This is a genomic window from Coprococcus sp. TM115-187, assembly GCF_027679115.1.
Taxonomy (GTDB): domain Bacteria; phylum Bacillota; class Clostridia; order Lachnospirales; family Lachnospiraceae; genus Allocoprococcus; species Allocoprococcus comes.
Window position 1 is genome coordinate 114,415 of the sequence record NZ_JAQEKS010000004.1, and the last position, 18,983, is coordinate 133,397.

General features: G+C 44.8%; 16 protein-coding genes. All 16 read left to right on the plus strand.

The annotated features are described in order from the left end of the window. Positions 1 to 16 precede the first annotated feature (16 nt). The 16 genes from hflX to pyrF all read left to right on the plus strand — a co-directional run bounded on the left by hflX (position 17) and on the right by pyrF (position 18,951). On the plus strand, positions 17 to 1,258 hold the full coding sequence (hflX, locus tag PGW42_RS04670) for a GTPase HflX (protein ID WP_022220997.1): 1,242 nt from the start codon (positions 17 to 19) through the stop codon (positions 1,256 to 1,258). A gap of 3 nt (positions 1,259 to 1,261) precedes the next feature. After that, positions 1,262 to 4,615 carry a PD-(D/E)XK nuclease family protein gene (locus PGW42_RS04675; RefSeq protein WP_270202887.1) on the plus strand — a complete coding sequence of 1,118 codons (3,354 nt, stop codon included), beginning with the start codon at positions 1,262 to 1,264 and terminating at the stop codon, positions 4,613 to 4,615. Further along, positions 4,606 to 8,247 carry a helicase-exonuclease AddAB subunit AddA gene (gene addA, locus PGW42_RS04680; protein WP_270202886.1) on the plus strand — a complete coding sequence of 1,214 codons (3,642 nt, stop codon included), beginning with the start codon at positions 4,606 to 4,608 and terminating at the stop codon, positions 8,245 to 8,247. Before PGW42_RS04675 ends, addA begins: the two co-directional genes overlap by 10 nt. Then, on the plus strand, positions 8,240 to 8,512 hold the full coding sequence (locus PGW42_RS04685; protein WP_270202885.1) for a DUF1294 domain-containing protein: 273 nt from the start codon (positions 8,240 to 8,242) through the stop codon (positions 8,510 to 8,512). The genes addA and PGW42_RS04685 overlap by 8 nt, the downstream gene beginning before the upstream one ends. 544 nt (positions 8,513 to 9,056) lie before the next feature. Next, positions 9,057 to 9,380, plus strand: a complete 324-nt coding sequence (locus tag PGW42_RS04690) for a PadR family transcriptional regulator (RefSeq protein WP_117557754.1) — start codon at positions 9,057 to 9,059, stop codon at positions 9,378 to 9,380. Next, positions 9,377 to 10,216, plus strand: coding sequence for a DUF1700 domain-containing protein (locus PGW42_RS04695; RefSeq protein ID WP_270202884.1), 840 nt, complete (start codon positions 9,377 to 9,379; stop codon positions 10,214 to 10,216). The genes PGW42_RS04690 and PGW42_RS04695 overlap by 4 nt, the downstream gene beginning before the upstream one ends. Next, positions 10,213 to 11,076, plus strand: coding sequence for a DUF4097 family beta strand repeat-containing protein (locus PGW42_RS04700; RefSeq protein ID WP_270202883.1), 864 nt, complete (start codon positions 10,213 to 10,215; stop codon positions 11,074 to 11,076). The genes PGW42_RS04695 and PGW42_RS04700 overlap by 4 nt, the downstream gene beginning before the upstream one ends. Before the next feature lie 89 nt (positions 11,077 to 11,165). Further along, positions 11,166 to 11,357 (plus strand): PspC domain-containing protein, encoded by a 192-nt coding sequence (locus PGW42_RS04705; RefSeq protein WP_008372894.1) that lies wholly within the window; start codon positions 11,166 to 11,168, stop codon positions 11,355 to 11,357. Positions 11,358 to 11,499: 142 nt separating this feature from the next. Next, positions 11,500 to 11,712 (plus strand): small, acid-soluble spore protein, alpha/beta type, encoded by a 213-nt coding sequence (locus PGW42_RS04710; RefSeq protein WP_022220993.1) that lies wholly within the window; start codon positions 11,500 to 11,502, stop codon positions 11,710 to 11,712. A gap of 112 nt (positions 11,713 to 11,824) precedes the next feature. Further along, entirely contained in the window at positions 11,825 to 12,505 is a 681-nt protein-coding gene (locus tag PGW42_RS04715; protein ID WP_270202882.1) for a WecB/TagA/CpsF family glycosyltransferase, read from the plus strand. A 228-nt stretch (positions 12,506 to 12,733) separates the two neighbouring features. Next, positions 12,734 to 13,822, plus strand: coding sequence for a PucR family transcriptional regulator (locus PGW42_RS04720; RefSeq protein ID WP_008372899.1), 1,089 nt, complete (start codon positions 12,734 to 12,736; stop codon positions 13,820 to 13,822). Between the two features lie 34 nt (positions 13,823 to 13,856). Beyond that, the gene (gene ftsE / locus PGW42_RS04725) at positions 13,857 to 14,543 is read left to right on the plus strand and encodes a cell division ATP-binding protein FtsE (protein WP_008372900.1); all 687 of its coding nucleotides are present in this window, start codon (positions 13,857 to 13,859) and stop codon (positions 14,541 to 14,543) included. After that, on the plus strand, positions 14,533 to 15,441 hold the full coding sequence (gene ftsX / locus PGW42_RS04730; RefSeq protein ID WP_175305341.1) for a permease-like cell division protein FtsX: 909 nt from the start codon (positions 14,533 to 14,535) through the stop codon (positions 15,439 to 15,441). The genes ftsE and ftsX overlap by 11 nt, the downstream gene beginning before the upstream one ends. Positions 15,442 to 15,467: 26 nt before the next feature. Continuing rightward, positions 15,468 to 16,640, plus strand: a complete 1,173-nt coding sequence (locus tag PGW42_RS04735; protein WP_270202881.1) for a murein hydrolase activator EnvC family protein — start codon at positions 15,468 to 15,470, stop codon at positions 16,638 to 16,640. Between the two features lie 29 nt (positions 16,641 to 16,669). Beyond that, positions 16,670 to 17,878 (plus strand): S41 family peptidase, encoded by a 1,209-nt coding sequence (locus tag PGW42_RS04740; protein ID WP_441047115.1) that lies wholly within the window; start codon positions 16,670 to 16,672, stop codon positions 17,876 to 17,878. Positions 17,879 to 18,024: 146 nt separating this feature from the next. Next, a complete protein-coding gene (pyrF, locus tag PGW42_RS04745) occupies positions 18,025 to 18,951 on the plus strand; it encodes an orotidine-5'-phosphate decarboxylase (protein WP_008372910.1) in 927 nt (308 codons plus the stop codon). Positions 18,952 to 18,983: the final 32 nt, after the last annotated feature.

Consider the following 18,983-nt stretch of genomic DNA (forward strand, 5'->3'; position numbering starts at 1 on the left):
GGCAGGGGAGAATAATATGGCACTTTATGAAATAAAAGAAGAAAAGGAAAGGGTAATTCTGGTCGGTGTCAGTACAAGGGAGAACGATGACACGGAAGATTCTCTGGATGAGTTAAAGGATCTGGTGAAGACGGCAGGTGCGGAAGCGGTCGGACGGGTAATCCAGAAAAGAGAGCTTGTCCATCCGGGAACTTATGTCGGAAAAGGCAAGATTGAGGAGATCCGGGAGCTTTTGTGGGAGCTTGACGCAACCGGGATCGTCTGTGATGATGAGCTGTCTCCGGCACAGATGAACAATCTGACGGATATTCTGGATGTGAAGGTAATGGACCGGACGATGGTCATTCTGGATATTTTTGCAGGACGGGCTTCTACAAGTGAAGGAAAGATCCAGGTAGAACTGGCACAGCTTAAGTACCGGCAGTCACAGCTTACCGGGGCAGGAAGGGCGATGTCACGTCTGGGAGGCGGAATCGGAACCAGAGGACCGGGAGAAAAGAAGCTGGAGATGGACCGGAGACTCATCAAGAACCGGATCGCACAGCTGAACCGTGAACTCAGGGAGGTGAAGAGACACCGGGAACTGACACGTGAGCAGCGGACGAAGAACCGGATCCCTGTTGTGGCAATTGTCGGTTATACCAATGCCGGAAAGTCCACGCTTCTCAACACACTGACCGGAGCCGGTGTGCTGCAGGAGGATCAGCTTTTTGCAACTCTTGATCCGACGACAAGAAGCCGGAAGCTGCCAAGCGGACAGGAGATTCTTCTGACAGATACGGTAGGCTTTATCCGGAAGCTGCCTCATCATCTGATCGATGCATTTAAAAGTACGCTGGAAGAAGCGAAGTATGCGGATCTGATCCTGCATGTAGTCGATGCTTCCAATCCACAGATGGACGAGCAGATGTATGTGGTGTATGAGACACTGCAGCGTCTGGAGGCAATGGACAAACCGGTGGTCACGGCATTTAACAAGATGGACAGGATCGGGGAAAGCCTGACGGTACGGGACTTTAAGGCAGACCGGATCGTACAGGTGTCTGCAAAGACCGGAGAAGGTCTGGAGGCGCTTCTTCAGGCAATAGAAGAGATCCTGCGGGAGCAGAAAATTTATATCGAACGAGTTTATTCCTATCAGGAATCCGGGAAAATCCAGCTCATCCGGAAGTATGGAGAACTGCTGGAGGAAGAATACAAAGAAGATGGAATCCATGTATCTGCATACGTGCCGAAAGAGCTTGACGGGAGGGTATAACAGATGGCTTTACAGTTTATTTTTGGAAATCCGGGTTCGGGCAAGTCACATTATCTATATGAACATATCATTCGGGAATCAATGAAACATCCTGATATTAATTATATTATTCTGGTGCCGGAACAGTTCACGATGCAGACGCAGAAGGAACTGGTCCTGCGGCATCCGAGACATGGAATTATGAACATAGACGTGCTGAGTTTTGCACGTCTTGCTTTTCGTGTTCTGGAAGAAACAGGGAATGGAAGCAGGGAGATTCTGGATGATGAAGGAAAGAATCTGATTCTCAGGCGACTCGCGGGGAAAAAAGAAGATTCGCTAAAGGTTTTAAAAGGAAATATCAAAAAGCCAGGTTACATCAGTGAGGTGAAATCCGTTATTTCCGAGCTGACGCAGTACAACATTTCCCTGGATGGCATGGATGATATGATCACGGAGGCAGATGAGTCTTCGTATCTTGCCTGGAAATTGAAGGATATCCAGGTGATGTATCAGGCATTTGAAGAATATCTTGCAGATAAATATATTACAAAAGAAGAAATTCTGGACATTCTCTGCAATGTGATGGACAAATCGAGAATGCTGAAGGACAGTGTGATCGCGCTGGATGGGTTTACCGGATTTACGCCGCTTCAGAACAAGGTACTGGGGGAAATGCTGCATCATTGTCAGAAGGTGATGATTACTGTCACGATGGATAAGAGGGAAGATCCTTACGTGATGAAAGACAAGTATCAGCTGTTTGCGCTGAGTAAGCAGATGGTGACGTCTCTTGTGAAGATTGCAGGGGAGGAAAAGGTGCTGGTCGAAGAGCCGGTCTGTCTGTACCAGGAGCCGGTCTGGCGTTTTAGAAATGCGCCGGCACTTGCATTTCTGGAGAAGGAACTGTTCCGTTACAGTGGCAGGACTTACAGGGAAAAGCAGTCAAATGTGCGGGTTTATGCAGCGGCAAATCCCAGGATGGAAGTAGAATGCGCTGCCCAGAGGATACGTTTTTTAATTCGTAAGAAAGAATATCGTTACCGGGAGATCGCGGTGATCGCAAGTGACATGAATCTCTATGCGGATGAGATCGAGAAGACTTTCCGGGAGTATGAGATTCCGGTTTTCATGGATTATAAGCGGAATGTACTTTTAAATTCTTTTGTGGAGTATATCCGGAGTCTTCTTGCGATGGCAGAACAGAATTTTTCTGCAGAAAGTGTGTTCCGTTTCTTAAGAACGGATCTGGTCGGATTTACCGGTGAGGAATTGGATCTTCTGGAAAATTATGTACTTGCGCTGGGCATCCGTGGTTACAAAAAATGGCAGGAAAAATGGATCCGCAGAGCGAAGGATACGACCGAGGAAGAGTTGGAGGTACTGAATCATCTCCGGGTATGCTTTGTGGAAAAAACAGAAGAGCTGGTGTTTGTCTTAAAGCAGCGTCAGAAGACAGTGCGGGATGTGACGCTTGCAATCTGTGAATTTCTGGAAAAAGAAGAAATCCAGAAGCAGGTAAAAGTATTGGAGAATCAATTTACAGAAGCAGGAGAGCTTGCACTTGCAAAAGAATATGCACAGATCTATCGTGTGGTGATGGAGCTGTTTGACAAGTTTGTAAGTCTTCTTGGAGATGAGCGGATTGCGCTCAAAGAGTACAGGGAGCTTCTGGATGCCGGAATGGAAGAGGCAAGGATCGGTGTAATTCCGCCAAGTCTGGATGAAGTGATGGCAGGAGATATTGAGCGAACGAGACTGAAAGATATCCGGGCGCTGATCCTTCTGGGAGTCAATGATTCTCTGATTCCGGGAAATGCATCCGCAGGTGGACTGATTTCAGACAGAGACCGGGAGCGTTTTGAAGAAAGAGGAATTGCGCTTGCACCGGGAACAAGAGAAAAAAGTTACATCCAGAAATTTTATCTGTATCTGCACATGACAAAGCCGACGGAAGAATTGATGCTGACCTACAGTAAAGTATCGGCCGATGGAAAGAGCAGGAGGGCGGCATATCTGATCGGGGATCTGAAGCGGATGTATACAAAGCTTCCTGTATTTAATATGGATCAGTATGGGATGGAGACAAAAGAAATGCTTCCACAGACCGGGATCGGGTCATTGATCGAAGGATTACAGAACCCGAAAAAGATGGAGGAAGGCAGCTGGCAGGAGCTGTACCGTTGGTATTGTGCGCAGGAGGACTGGAACGAAAAGGTGCACGATCTGGCAAGGATCAGCAGATACCGCAGGCCGGAGGACAATCTGACTTTGCAGACCGCACGGAAGCTTTATGGAGACTGGGCACCAAGCATTTCAAGACTGGAGAAATTTGCTGCCTGTGCCTGTGCGCATTTTCTGACCTATGGACTTCGCCTTAAGGAGAGAGAGGTCTATGAATTTGCTGCTCTTGATTTTGGAAATATTTTTCATAAAGCACTGGAAAAATATGCCCGACGGGTAGAACGGGAAGGCCTGGAATGGACTGAGGTTACAAAGGAGCAGCAGGAACAGTTTGCGTCGGAAAGCGTGGATGAGAGTATCGTAGATTACAGCAATACCGTAATCTACAGCAGTGCGCGGAACGCGTATATCGTGCCACGTATGAAACGTATGATGAACCGGACGGTCTGGGCGATGACAAAGCAGCTTCGGAAGGGAAGCTTTAAACCGGAGGGTTATGAGGTAAGCTTTGGAAGCGGAAAGATTGACAGGATCGATACCTGTGAGACGGAAGATCAGGTCTATGTGAAGATCCTGGATTATAAAACCGGGGCAAAGAGTTTTGATATGGCAGCTTTTTATCATGGTCTGCAGATGCAGCTGGTGGTGTATATGGAAGAAGCAGTCCGGCTGGAGGAAAGAAAACATCCGGGTAAAAAGATTGTGCCGGCAGGCATTTTCTACTATCGGATGAAGGATCCGATCGTCGGGAAAGAGCTGGATGAAGAAAAACTGGAAGAGGCAATTTTAAAGGAGCTTCGGCTGGATGGAATCATCCGTCAGGAGGATGCCGTGATTCAGAGACTGGATGCGGATTTTTCGGGGAATTCGCTTGTGATTCCGGCAGGAAAGACGAAAAGCGGCTATTCCAAATCATCCAAAATGCTCCTGCCGGAAGAGTTTGATGCAGTGCTGACTTATGCAGAGAAAAGACGGACGGATCTGCAGGGAGCAATGTACCGCGGAAAGGCGGAGGCACTGCCGTATGAGATGGGTACGCAAAATGGCTGTGCGTATTGCCCATACCGGGATATCTGCGGATTTGATGAGCAGATCGAAGGATATGAATACCGGAAGCTGGAGAAGCTTCCGAAGGAAATTGTAATGGAGAAAATTATGGCGAAGCTGGAAGAGGAGAAGCAGACATGGGAGTAAAATGGACCGAAGAACAGCAGCAGGTGATCGACCTGCGCGATCATAATATTCTGGTGTCAGCAGCCGCTGGTTCCGGGAAAACTGCTGTTCTGGTGGAGCGGATTATTGCGAGGCTGACAAGGGATGCAAATCCGGTGGATGTCGACCATATGCTGATCGTGACCTACACTGAGGCGGCGGCTGCTGAGATGAAAGAAAGAATCGGTGCTGCGATTGAGAAGGAGCTGGAGGAGGATCCGTCAAGTGAACATCTGAAGCGGCAGTCTGCCCTGATCCATACAGCAAAGATTACAACGATCCACAGCTTCTGCCTGTCTGTGATCCGGGAGTATTTTCACACGATCGATCTGGATCCGGGATTCCGTATTGCGGAAGAAGGAGAATTAAAGCTTTTGAAGCAGGACGTGATGAAAGAGCTTCTGGAAGCAAAATATGAAGAAGGAAACGAGGATTTCCTGCGTTTTGTGGAGACTTTTGCAACCGGAAGGGAAGATCTGCAGGTGGAAGAAATCATCAGCAGACTGTATGAATTTGCCGGAAGTTATCCGGACCCGGAGGAGTGGCTGGATGGCTGTGCAAGGATGTACGAAGAGAGCGGGGAAAATGCCATCTATATTGAAAAGGTGATGGAGTATATCCGGAGAATAGTTGCGGATATGCAGATGCTGATGGAAAAAGCGGATCAGATCTGCATGGAACCGGACGGACCGTATATGTATGGAGAAATGCTGGAAGCAGATCAGAAAGTACTGAGAAAGCTTTTTGCGGCAAAGAGCTATGAAGAAATGTATGAGGCACTGAAAGAAAAGCCGGCATGGAAAACTCTGTCCAGAAAGAAAGATGACGCAGTAGATCCGACAAAAAGAGAGCAGGTAAGAGCCTATCGGGATACCTGGAAGAAACTTATCGATGATATTCGAAACAATTATTTTTTCCAGCCGCCATCTGAGATGGAAGCAGACCGGAAAATCTGCATTCCGGTGATGCATGAGCTGGTCAGTCTGGTAAAAGAATACCAGAGGGTACTTGCAGCTAAGAAGGCAGAAAAAAATCTGATCGATTTCCGGGATATGGAACAGTTTGCCCTGCAGATCCTGACAAGAAAAGAAAACGGAAAAAGAGTGCCTTCTGAGGTGGCAAAGGAGTATCAGAATACCTTTGAGGAGGTAATGATCGATGAATACCAGGACAGTAACCTGATCCAGGAGGCAATCCTGACCAGTGTGTCCCGGATCAGCAGAGGGGGAAATAATCTCTTCATGGTAGGAGATGTGAAGCAGAGTATTTACCGTTTCCGCTTGTCAAGGCCGGAGCTTTTCATGGAAAAATTCAATACCTACAGTCTGACGGACGGAGGAAACAGGCGAATCGATCTGCACAAAAATTTCCGAAGCCGGGCAGAAGTGCTGGATGCGGTAAACTTCATTTTCCGACAGATCATGACCGAAGAGCTTGGAAGGATCACATACGATGAGAATGCTGCACTTTATGTGGGAGCTTCTTACCCGGAATCCGAAAAGAATGAGACAGAAATCCTTCTTCTGGATACAAAAAGTGAGGAAGAGGATACCGGGCTTTCTGTGCGAAGCGGAAGCCAGACGGCAAAAGAGCTGGAAGTCCGTCTGATCGCACAAAGAATCGGAGAGCTGATGGAAAGTCAGCAGATTGTAGATAAAGAAACGGGAATGTTGCGACCGGTACGCTATCAGGATATTGTAATCCTGACAAGAAGCCCTGCAGGATGGACCGATATTGTTACACGAATTTTGCAGGAGGAGGGAATACCGGTTCTGGCTGAATCGGCAGATGGGTATTTTGAAACTCTGGAAATTGGATGGATGATGGACTATCTGCGTGTACTTGACAATTTTCGTCAGGACATCCCACTCGTTGCGGTGCTGAAATCTCCGTTTGGAAGAATGACAAATGAGGAACTGGCACAGATCAGAGAATTGAATGCAGAAGTACCATTTTATCAGAATGTACTGGAAACAGCGGATCCGGGAAAAAAGACCGATCTTCCGGCAGGCATTCTGAAAAAAGTGCGCGATGTATTTGGATGGCTTTTTTATTTCCGGGAGCGGATACCGTACACGGCAATCCATGATCTTCTGTGGGAGATCGTGAAAAAGACAGGATACCGGGATTATATCGCGGCAATGCCAGGAGGAAAAGGAAGGCGCGCGAATCTTGATATGCTGATCACCAGGGCAAAGGCATTTGAGGCAACCAGCTATAAGGGACTGTATCATTTTGTCCGTTATATTGATCAGCTCAAGAAATATAATGTAGACTTTGGGGAAGCCGGGCTTTACGATGAGCAGACGGATGCAGTTCGTCTGATGAGTATCCATAAGAGTAAAGGACTGGAATTCCCGGTTGTGATCGTGGCCGGAATGGGAAAGAGGTTCAACATTCAGGATACCACGGCAAGCGTTGTGATCCATCCGGATCTGGGGCTTGGAATCGATGCGATCGATCTGGAGCGGCGAACCAAATCTCCGACACTATTAAAGAAAGTTATTCAAAATGAAATCGGTCTGGAAAATCTTGGTGAGGAGCTTCGTGTGCTTTATGTAGCACTTACACGTGCAAAGGAAAAGCTGATTCTTACCGGAACGGTTCCACATGCGGCAGACAAGCTGGAAGCCTGTCAGCTGGAACAGGAAAACAGTCAGAAAGAAACACTGGACTTTACAAAACTTGCACGTGCAACGTCTTATTATGACTGGATCCTTCCGGCGGCAGTGCGTAAAACAGAAGAAATTCCAATCGAATTAAAAGTGATTGGTGTTGATACGCTTGTAGAAGGTGAAGTGGATAAGGAAGCAGCAGATTATCTGGAAAAAGAGGTGTTCCTTGAAAAAGTAGAAGCAGAAGAACATCCGATGGCTGTGACGGATGAACGTTTTCGGGCAAAAATCGAGGAAGCATTTTCCTACAGATATCCGTATCAGGGTGAAGATCAGATGAAAATGAAGTACACCGTGTCAGAGCTGAAAAAATATGCGGCAGCTTCGGAAGAAGATGGAGAAATACTGATTCCGGAAGAGGAGATTGTTCCAATCCTTCCGAATTTTATGAAAGAGGAAGAAGAGGTAAAAGGAGCAACAAAAGGAACAGCTTATCATAAAGTAATGGAGCTTCTTGATTTTTCGAAAATATATACGATGGATTTACTGCGGGAAAACATAGAGAATCTGAAAAACGAAGGATACCTGGATGCGGGAACAGCCGGGTGTATTCAAAAAAAAGAAATTATGGAGTTTCTTAATACGAATGTGGGAAAAAGAATGCAAAATGCAGCCAGGGCAAAAACACTTTACCGCGAGCAGCCGTTTGTTCTCGGTGTAGATGCAAAAGAATTTTATCCGGATCAGAAAAAGGGCGAAATGGTACTGATCCAGGGAATTATTGATGCTTACTTTGAAGAAGACGGAGAAATCATCGTACTCGATTATAAAACCGACCGTGTACAAACCGAAGCCGAACTAAAAGACCGCTACCGGGAACAGCTCCGCCTTTACACCAAAGCCCTTGAACAGATCATCCGGAAAAAAGTAAAAGAACAGATCATCTACTCCTTCACCCTTCGCAAAGAAATCCACCTGGAGGACTACAAAAATGATTAAAATAATACTCCTTGCATACCTGCTATTGATCAACATCATCACCTACTTCACCTACGCCGCCGATAAAACCAAAGCCCGCCAAAACAAATGGCGAATCCCCGAACGCACCCTCATCCTCCTGGCTCTTCTGGGCGGCTCCCCAGCCGCCCTCCTCGCCATGAAACACTACCACCACAAAACCCGCCACCTGAAATTCAAATTAGGAATCCCTATTATTCTAATCATTCAAATAGTAATCACATTTTTTCTTTACCCCCATATTTAAAATATTTGATCCCCCAGCACAGTCGCCTTACAGGCGCTGTGCGTCCCCTTTATCCAAAATATAATACCAAACGAAACTATCCACCCAGGGGCGCTGCGCTTCTTTATATAACTTCCCTTCTCCAAATTTTGCAGTCGCCCGTCCCCCTTTCACAATCCTTCAAATTTCGTCCCAGCATCAGCCCTGGCAGCCCGCCCAAGCGGATGGCTGGTCATTCGATAACCTTGAGCGGCTTGCAGATAGAAATAAAGTCCACCACTTCCCTTGAGGGGCAATGGAGATGAGACTCAAACATTGTGGAAGCCATTGCTGACACAATGTTTGCATTCAGAGGCTCATCGGAATGCCTTCGCCCCGTGGGAAGCGGTGGACTTTATTTCTATCCGCAAGCTGTCACAACCTTCCTCCCACCATCCGTCTCCCACCCATTTCTTTAGGAAATCTTCAGAAAGTCTTATACAATATTATATTGACTCACTATATTATATAACGTATAATATACTTAACAAAACAATATAACAAACAATAAAAGGATGTGAATCATATGGTATTTAACACCGGAGCTGCCCTCCTTGATGCGATCGTGCTTGCTGTTGTGTCGCGGGAGCAGGAAGGAACCTATGGATATAAGATTACCCAGGATGTCCGGAAAGTTCTGAATGTATCAGAGTCAACAATGTATCCGGTACTCAGAAGACTTCAGAAAGATGAATGTCTGGAGGTCTATGATATGCAGTTTGACGGAAGAAACCGCAGATACTATAAAGTTACAGAAAAAGGAATGGCACAGCTGAATTTATATAAAGTCGAATGGAAGAACTACACAAGGAAGATTACAGAGATGTTCGAGGGAGGTGCAGCCGAATGAGCCGTACAGAGTATATGAGGGAATTAGATGCACTGCTTCATGGAATTTCGAAAGAAGAAAGAGAAGAAGCAATGCAGTATTACAATGATTATTTTGATGACGCCGGAAGCGAGAATGAAGAAAAAGTAATCGAAGAGCTGGGAAGTCCTGCAAAGCTTGCCGAAACGATCCGTGCCGGGATAAATGGCAATACCGATGAGGCGGAAAGTTATGGAGAGTACGGAGAGCGAGGATATCAGGACAGGCGTTTTGACAGCAGTGAGTATCCGGCAGGAAGAGATGACTATTATAAAGATAGCTATTCGGAGACATATGGAGAAAGCCAGTCACAGAATGACAGGAATCCATTTTCGGAAAGACAGTATTCTTATACAGCTAATTCTAATCAGGGATATACATATGCGGGAAATCAGGGATATGGTGCGGGTCAGATGACAGAAATGCCACGGAAGAAATCCAGTGCCGGCAAGATCATTCTGATCATCTGTATCCTTGTGATTGGGCTTCCAATTGTAGTTCCGACAGCACTTGGTCTTCTTTTAGCGGCATTTGGAGTTCTGGTCGTACTTGCAATATCAGCAATAGCGATCTGGGTGGCAGCAGTTGCAACCGCAGCCGTAGGGATTCTGTTGGGGATTCACGGATTTGGTCAGCTGTTTTATTTCCCGGCTCTTGGAATCGGAATGCTTGGTGTCGGCTGCCTGCTGCTGGCACTTGGGGCAGTATTTACAGTATTGATCGGATGGGGATGCATCAAACTGATTCCAATGATGTTCCGTGGATTTGTAAATCTTTGTCGCATACCATTTCAGAAAAAGAGAGGTGAATGCAGATGAAAAAAGGATGGAAGATTTTCTGGACAGTTATTATAAGCCTGACAGGGGCAGGAGTTGTATTTTGTATCATTGCGTTATGCCTTGGAGTCACATTTTCACAGTTTGAAAAAGCATATCCGAATGGAATTGGTATTATGAGAAAGAATTATGTTTCTTTTGATGACGATTGGGATGATGATGATGAGCTGGATGATACAGAAAATGTTGTATCGGAAGAGGCATTTTCCGGTGTGGAGAATCTGAAGCTTGATATCGGTGCAAGTGAGGTGCGGATCAAGACGGGGACAGATGACAAGATCCATGTGGATGATTCCGGAATGAAAACGGAAAACGCAGTGCAGAAAACGCTGTCCCATGACGGAAAAACTCTGGAAATAACAACGAAAATGCGCAGCAGTTTCAGTTTCAAAAATGTGAGAAACGCAAAGGGAACACTTGTGATCTATCTTCCAAGAGATTACAAGTTCGATCAGGTGGACATGGAATATGGTGCAGTAACAGCAGAGATCGATGGACTAAATGCGAAAAGCCTTAAGATTGAAAGCGGGGCATCAGGCTGTACAATAAAAAATGCAGATATAGAGGAGTTAGATGTAGAAACAGGTGCCGGAAGTCTGGATTTTTATGGAACAGTGGAAAAAGAAGTGGACATTGACTGTGGTGCTGGAAGCGTCACACTGAATCTGGAAGGAAAAGTGGAGGATTATAATTATGAACTGGATAGCAGTGCCGGTTCGGTAGAAATTGGAGAAGATATAGATCTTGGCGGCTTAAGCACAGAGAAGTCAATCGATAATGGCAGTAAACGCACGATTGAGATATCGAACGGAGCAGGCAGCGTGGAGATCTGTTTCCATTAGAATTAACATAGACAGAAAAATGTATCAGATGAAACACATATATAATAGAAGAAACACAAAAATAGGAGAAACTTTTAGGAGGAATTTTTATGGAACAGAAAAGATTATACAGATCCGTAACAAACCGTAAGATCTGCGGTGTATGTGGAGGCCTTGGAGAATATTTTAATATCGATCCTACATTGATCCGGCTTGGAGGTGTTTTGCTGGCTTGCGTAAGCTGTGGGACTGCCGTGGTTGCCTATTTTGTTGCAGCAGTTATCATTCCGGATCCGGAATAAAAAATAAGAGAGCTTTGCCGATAAAGAAAAGGCAGAAGGAGAAGAAGTCGGAAGTAATGTTTCCGGCTTCTTTTATAATAATCAGGTATAAATGTATAAAATCCGTAATTGGGGAAACACTCTGAAAAAGGAGTTGAAAGGTATGAAAAGCACAAAGACAAAGAAAATCAGACGCGAAGATATCCCCAATCTGGAAACAAGTGAGCGGGTAAAATACGAGATTGCGGAGGAGCTTGGACTTCTCGATAAGGTTCTGGAAGATGGCTGGAAGAGTCTGTCATCAAAAGAAACCGGGCGGATCGGAGGAATCATTTCAAAAAAATCCAGGAAGAATGAGACTGGGAATTTACAATAATATTACAAATTTTAAAAAATGTGAATATTTTGCAACGTTTGTTGAAAAAGCACTGTATGTTTGATATAATCGCTTGACCGCAAAAACCGAGAAAATGGAACGGGTGAGGCAAATGAATGAAAAAATGAACGTACTGGACGTACAGCTTGATAACTGTACGGCAAAAGATGCGATGAAGATCATTGCAGAATATATGCAGACAGAAGAACTTAACACAGTAGATATTGTTACGGTGGATACCCTGATGAGAGCGACACAGCTTGACGGTATGAAAGAAGAGCTGGAGAAACTGGATCTTCTGCTTCCGGGAGATATGACGATTCTTGAAGCTGCAAAGATCACAGATAGAAAGCGGATCCAGGAGATGGAGGATCAGACGATGCTGAAGATGGTATTCCATTATTTTCATAAGAACCGCTGTAAGATATTTATACTGGCAGGATCTGAGGAAGAAGGAGACAGACTGCAGGGCTATCTGCATGAGGCATACAGTGGGATTCAGGTTGTCGGTATGAAAGCAGTACCGGCAGACGAAAGTGAAGATGACAGGATCACCAATCTGGTCAACGGCGGAGAAGTAGACTGTGTGATTGCCAGCATGGATTTCCCTTGGCAGGAACAGTTTGTTTACCGGTGCAAAGAGCAGCTGAATACCAGAATGTGGTTTGGAACAGGACATAGTATTGCTTCCTTTGCAAATGGTGAGAACTGGGCAGATCACCTGAAAAATTTTATCGGTAAAAGGATTTTAAAACGGGAGATCAAAAAAGAGCAAAAAAGAAAAGAAGTATAATTGAAGCGACAAAAGACTGAAAATAATAAAAAAAATCAAAAAATCTTTTTTGATAGAATAAATTTTATAATAAACTCAATTGAGGAAATGCATAAAAAAATGTGATTTCCTCTTTATTTTTTTGGTAATATGTATTAAAGTATTATATGTATATGGCTAAGTCCACAGTTGCGGGGGATGAAGATTGTACAAAGTGTATAGAACCACGGAGGATGGAGGAGAGAGAATATGATATCAAATCAGATACTGCAGAATACGATTGAAGGGTTGAAATCAATTACAAGGATTGATCTTGGAGTGATGGATACAGATGGAAAGACTTTGGCGACAACATTTCCGGAGCCTGGAGATTATGAGAATGCCGTTCTTTCGTTTGTAGAATCTCCGGCAGAAAGCCAGGTGATTCAGGGGTATCAGTTTTTCAAAATTTATGATGAACACCAGCTGGAGTACATTCTGATCGCCAATGGCGGCAGTGAAGATGTTTATATGGTTGGCAAGATTGCAGCCTTCCAGATCCAGAATCTTCTGGTAGCATATAAGGAGCGTTTTGACAAGGATAATTTCATCAAAAACCTCCTTCTTGACAACCTTCTTCTGGTGGATATTTATAATCGCGCCAAAAAATTACATATTGACACAGAGGTAAAACGTGATATCTTTATAGTTGAGACTTCTCGGGAGAGAGATGTCAGTGCGCTTGACAGTCTCCGTTCTGTTCTGGGTGGAAAGGGCAAGGACTTTATTACAGCTGTTGATGAGAAGAACATCATCGTAGTAAAAGAATTAGGTCCTGGCGATGGATATCCGGAGATGGACAAGACTGCGCATGAGATTCTTGATCTTCTGAAAGCAGAAGGAGAAGAGAATATCCGTATCGCATATGGTACGATCGTCAATGACATCAAAGAAGTATCCAAGTCTTACAAAGAAGCGAAGCTTGCGCTCGATGTAGGAAAGATCTTCTTCGACGAGAAGGAAGTTATTGCATATAGTGCGCTTGGAATCGGACGACTGATCTATCAGCTCCCAATTCCGCTCTGCAAGATGTTTATCCGCGAAATTTTTGAGGGGAAATCTCCGGACGAATTTGATGAAGAGACGCTCACGACCATCAATAAGTTCTTTGAGAATAGCCTGAATGTTTCCGAGACATCAAGACAGCTGTATATTCACAGAAATACACTGGTGTACCGTCTTGACAAACTGCAGAAGAGCACAGGACTGGATCTGCGCGTATTTGAGGACGCAATCACATTTAAGATCGCGCTGATGGTAGTCAAATATATGAAATACATGGAAACACTGGAGTATTAAGTTATATCGGAGTATGGATAATTAGGAGGAGCATATGATAGAACTTAAAGAAGTTACCAAGGAATACTCGAAGGGTATTGCTGCACTCAATGGTATCAACCTTCGGATCGAACAGGGAGAGTTCGTATTCGTAGTTGGAGACAGCGGTTCCGGAAAGTCTACGTTGATACGTCTTCTGATGAAGGAGATCGAACCAACGTCAGGTACGATTATTGTCAACGGTCAGAATCTGAATCGTATGAAACATCGCCAGATTCCGCAGTACAGAAGAGGAATCGGCGTTGTATTCCAGGATTTCAGACTTCTGAAAGACCGCAATATTTATGAGAATATTGCATTTGCACAGCGGGTTACAGAAAAATCAACCCGTGTCATCAAAAAGAAAGTGCCGGCGGCTCTGTCACTTGTCGGACTGGCACAGAAGTACAAAGCGTTCCCGAAGGAATTGTCCGGTGGGGAACAGCAGAGAGTTGCAATTGCCAGAGCTGTTGTAAATGAGCCTGCTATTTTGCTGGCTGATGAGCCGACAGGAAACCTGGATCCAACCAACTCATGGGAGATCATGAAACTTCTTGAAGAAGCGAACGAGAGAGGAACTACAGTTCTGGTAGTTACTCACAACCAGGAAATTGTAAACGAGATGAAAAAGCGCGTTATTACGATGAAGAAGGGTGTCATTGTCAGCGACGAACAAGAAGGTGGGTATAAGCATGAGGATTAGTACAGTTGGATACTCCGTGAAACAGGGAGTTAAGAATATTGGAAGAAATAAGATGTTTTCACTGGCATCTGTTGCAACTATGGCTGCATGTATCTTTGTGTTCGGACTGTTTTTCTCAATTATTATGAACTTTCAGTATATTGTACACAAAGCAGAAGAAGGTGTGGCAATCACTGTATTTTTTAATGATGATGCAACGCAGGAGCAGATTGATAATATTGGCGCACAGCTTAAAAAGCAGGATGGTGTAAAAGATATCAAGTATGTGTCTGCGGACGAAGCATGGGAGACATTTAAAGATCAGTATTTTGGCGAATCAAGTGACCTTGCAGAAGGATTTAAAAATGATAACCCTCTGGCAGGATCTGACAACTATGAAGTATATATGACAGATGTGGCTTCACAGAAGAAGCTGGTTTCCTTTGCAGAAAGCCTTGACGGGGTTCGTAAGGTTAACAAATCAGATACCGTAGCCAATACACTGAACAGCGTGAACAAGCTGGTATGGTATGTATCGGTTGTTATCATCGCGATTCTTCTGGCAGTATCCATTTTCCTGATCAGCAATACGGTCACAATGGGTATTACTGTCCGAAGGGAAGAGATTGCAATCATGAAATATATCGGTGCGAAGGATGGTTTTGTACGGGCACCGTTCATCATTGAAGGTATCCTGATCGGTCTTGTCGGTGCGGCGATTCCGCTTGGTATCCTTTATGTACTTTATAACAAAGCAATTACTTATATTCTTACAAAATTCAGTCTGCTGAATAATATTCTGGATTTCCTTCCGGTGGGGCAGGTATACAAGACACTGCTTCCGGTCGGACTTTTACTGGGAATCGGAATTGGTTTTGTGGGAAGTTTCTTTACGATTAGAAAGCACTTAAGAGTCTAGTCGCATAATATTTAAGGGAGACGAATATGATAAGAGGGAAAAAGATACTTGGGGCGTTACTGGCGTTTACGCTTTGCTTCAGTATGGTAATTCCGGCACAGGCTGATAATATTTCGGATGCGAAAAAGAAGCAGCAGGAGCTGGAACAGCAGAAGAATACGGCTGAGGCAGAGAAGTCGGAACTTTCTTCTGAACTGGATTCCATTGTATCAAAGATGGAGAAGACACAGTCAGATCTGACTGCAAAAGAGACGGAGATCAATGATGCAGAGACAGAGCTGGTAACTGCGAAAGCCAACGAAGATGACCAGTACCAGACAATGAAGCTACGTATCAAGTATATGTATGAGAACGGGAGCAATGAATTCCTGGAGATCCTGATGGAAGCTAACAGTATTGCAGATCTGCTGAACAAAGCAGAATACATCAACAAGATTTCCAAATGTGACCGTGAACTTCTTGTAGAATACGAAGATACAAGAAAAGATGTCGAGAACAGAGAAAATGCACTTAAAAAAGAGTATGCAGAGCTGGAAAGCCTGCAGGATGAACTTGCGGGAGAACAGGCAAATGTAGAAAAGCTTCTTGCTGATAAGAACATTCAGATCAATAACCTGACATCTGAGATCAGTAGTAATGCTGACAAACTGAAGCAGCTGATTGCAGAAGCAGAGGCGGCAGAAGCTCGCAGAAAAGAAGCAGAAGCAACGGCAGCCGCTCAGGCTGCACAGGCAGCGGCGGCAGCTCAGGCATCAGCTTCGGCAGGCACAAGCAGTTCAGGCAATACAAGCAGCAATGCAAGTGCAACGGGAACCGGATCACTTACACATCCGGTACCGGGAGCAGCGATTACCAGTGGCTTTGGCGGACGTGTGGCACCGACTGCAGGTGCAACAACCGGTCATGACGGAATCGATTATGGTGCAGGATACGGAGCAGCAGTTTATGCGGCTGATTCTGGAACTGTTATTACCGCACAGTACAATAGTGCACGTGGAAATTACATCGTAATCAATCACGGTAATGGAATGCAGACATGGTATCAGCATCTGAGTTCGATGAATGTTAGCGTGGGACAGACGGTGGCAAGAGGTCAGGTGATCGGAAATGTCGGTACGACCGGAATTTCCACAGGACCACATCTTCACTTTGAAGTTCATGTAGGTGGTGTACCGGTCAATCCACTGAACTATCTGTAAGATAATACATAACAGGTATGAAAGAGTAAATGATGGAAAATAATAAAAAGAATTTTTGGAAGGGGGCGCTTGCAGGCGCCCTCGCCATGTTTATGGTAGGTGCTGCGGCACTTGGAATTATGAATGTCGCAGGTGTAGACCTTGGAACCAGTCAGGAAAAGGTCGTAAATGCGCAGGAAGAGAAAAAACTGAATAAACTGAAAAAGCTGATTGATGAAAATTATCTTTATACAGATGATTTGAAAGAAGAAGATCTGGAGAACGGACTTTACAGTGGATACATTAATGCACTGGGAGATCCGTATTCTGTATATTATGATGAAGAACAGACCAGATCCCTGCAGGAATCAACTTCGGGAGAGTATTCGGGAATCGGAGTTGTTTTTTCGCAGAATCAGGAAACTAAGGTGATCACTGCAGTTCAGGTTTATGAGAACAGCCCGGCGAATGAAGCAGGTATTCAGGTAAATGATATTCTGTATAAGGTTGGAGATAAGGACGTAAGTGGAACGGATCTTTCCGATGTTGTACAGCTGATCCGCGGTGTAGAGAATACGACTGTTGATATCACAGTCCTGCGTGGGGATGATGCGAAGGAAGTGACAATGACGGTTACCCGGAGAAAAATCCAGGTAGAGACAGTCAAGTCTGAAATGAAGGATGACCAGATCGGTTATATTCGGGTTACGGAATTTGACAGTGTGACCTATGACCAGTTCAAGAGTGCACTCGGCAGTCTGGAGGACCAGGGGATGAAAGGACTTGTGGTTGATCTTCGGGCTAATCCGGGAGGTAATCTTGCGACAGTCACACAGATGCTGGATCTGCTGTTGCCAAAAGGTACGATCGTGTCAACAAAAGACAAGAGTGGTCACGAAGAGGTGATCTCATCGGATGATGAACACCAGTTTACGAAGCCGATGTCGGTTGTTGTTGACGGCAACAGTGCAAGTGCTTCCGAGATTTTTGCAGGAGCGATCCAGGACTACGGACTTGGATCGATCGTGGGAACAACAACTTACGGAAAAGGAATCGTTCAGCAGATTTTTGATCTTGGAGACGGAACCTGTGTGAAGCTGACAATGGCTGAGTACTATACTCCGAATGGAAGAAATATTCACAAAAAAGGAATTACGCCGGACGTAGAAGTTGAATATCAGCGGGATGAGAATAATCCGAATGCAGATAATCAGCTTGATGCAGCATTGGAACAGGTGAGAAATAAAATCAATCAATAACAGAAATCCGGAGGGAATGCCGAAAACGGCATTCCCTTTTAGTTTTTAATATGATATCATAAGTAAAGAATATTTTTTTTCAGGTAACAAAAGGACAATACTTTCTGTTACAGCAAAAATATAAATAGAAAACTGGAGGGAATAAGATGATTAACAAATTAGTCGCTAACATTAAAAAAACAGGAGCACCTATCGTTGTCGGACTGGATCCGATGCTTTCCTATGTACCAGAGCAGGTACAGAAAAAGGCATTTGCAGAGTATGGCGAGACTTTGGAAGGAGCAGCAGAAGCTATCTGGCAGTTCAACAAAGAGATCGTGGATAAGACTTATGATCTGATCCCGGCAGTTAAACCGCAGATCGCTATGTACGAACAGTTCGGAATTCCGGGACTTCAGGCATTCAAGAAGACGGTAGACTACTGTAAAGAAAAAGGACTTGTTGTCATCGGAGATATCAAGAGAGGTGATATCGGTTCTACTTCAGCAGCATATGCTGTTGGACATCTTGGAAGAGTTCAGGTAGGAAGCAAATCCTATGTACCGTTCGATGAAGATTTCGCTACTGTGAATCCATATCTTGGATCTGACGGAGTAAAGCCATTTATCGAAGTATGTAAAGAAGAGAAGAAAGGTCTTTTTATCCTTGTTAAGACATCCAATCCATCCAGTGGAGAATTCCAGGATCGGCTGATCGATGGTCGTCCGCTTTACGAACTGGTCGGAGAAAAGGTTGCCGAGTGGGGAGCAGACTGCATGGGTGATGATTATAGCTACATCGGAGCAGTTGTGGGAGCTACTTATCCGGAGATGGGAAAAGTCCTTCGTAAAGTAATGCCGAAATCCTACATTCTGGTTCCGGGATACGGTGCACAAGGTGGAAAAGGAAAAGATCTGGTTCATTTCTTCAATGAAGATGGACTTGGAGCAATCGTAAACTCATCCAGAGGAATCATTGCAGCATATAAGCAGGAAGCTTATGCAAAATACGGTGCAGAGAACTTTGGAGATGCATCCCGTGCAGCAGTAGAAGCCATGGTAGCAGATATCAAAGGCGCGCTTGAGAACAGATAAGAGAAAAGAATGAGCCGGTGTGACAGAAGCTT

Bases quoted from the DNA above. Each gene is read 5' to 3' on its own strand.
- PGW42_RS04735 (WP_270202881.1), top strand. From the start codon at position 15,468: ATGATAAGAGGGAAAAAGATACTTGGGGCGTTACTGGCGTTTACGCTT.
- hflX (WP_022220997.1), top strand. From the start codon at position 17: ATGGCACTTTATGAAATAAAAGAAGAAAAGGAAAGGGTAATTCTGGTC.
- PGW42_RS04740 (WP_441047115.1), top strand. From the start codon at position 16,670: ATGATGGAAAATAATAAAAAGAATTTTTGGAAGGGGGCGCTTGCAGGC.
- PGW42_RS04675 (WP_270202887.1), top strand. From the start codon at position 1,262: ATGGCTTTACAGTTTATTTTTGGAAATCCGGGTTCGGGCAAGTCACAT.
- PGW42_RS04705 (WP_008372894.1), top strand. From the start codon at position 11,166: ATGGAACAGAAAAGATTATACAGATCCGTAACAAACCGTAAGATCTGC.
- ftsX (WP_175305341.1), top strand. From the start codon at position 14,533: ATGAGGATTAGTACAGTTGGATACTCCGTGAAACAGGGAGTTAAGAAT.
- addA (WP_270202886.1), top strand. From the start codon at position 4,606: ATGGGAGTAAAATGGACCGAAGAACAGCAGCAGGTGATCGACCTGCGC.
- ftsE (WP_008372900.1), top strand. From the start codon at position 13,857: ATGATAGAACTTAAAGAAGTTACCAAGGAATACTCGAAGGGTATTGCT.
- PGW42_RS04700 (WP_270202883.1), top strand. From the start codon at position 10,213: ATGAAAAAAGGATGGAAGATTTTCTGGACAGTTATTATAAGCCTGACA.
- PGW42_RS04710 (WP_022220993.1), top strand. From the start codon at position 11,500: ATGAAAAGCACAAAGACAAAGAAAATCAGACGCGAAGATATCCCCAAT.
- PGW42_RS04685 (WP_270202885.1), top strand. From the start codon at position 8,240: ATGATTAAAATAATACTCCTTGCATACCTGCTATTGATCAACATCATC.
- PGW42_RS04720 (WP_008372899.1), top strand. From the start codon at position 12,734: ATGATATCAAATCAGATACTGCAGAATACGATTGAAGGGTTGAAATCA.
- pyrF (WP_008372910.1), top strand. From the start codon at position 18,025: ATGATTAACAAATTAGTCGCTAACATTAAAAAAACAGGAGCACCTATC.
- PGW42_RS04715 (WP_270202882.1), top strand. From the start codon at position 11,825: ATGAATGAAAAAATGAACGTACTGGACGTACAGCTTGATAACTGTACG.
- PGW42_RS04690 (WP_117557754.1), top strand. From the start codon at position 9,057: ATGGTATTTAACACCGGAGCTGCCCTCCTTGATGCGATCGTGCTTGCT.
- PGW42_RS04695 (WP_270202884.1), top strand. From the start codon at position 9,377: ATGAGCCGTACAGAGTATATGAGGGAATTAGATGCACTGCTTCATGGA.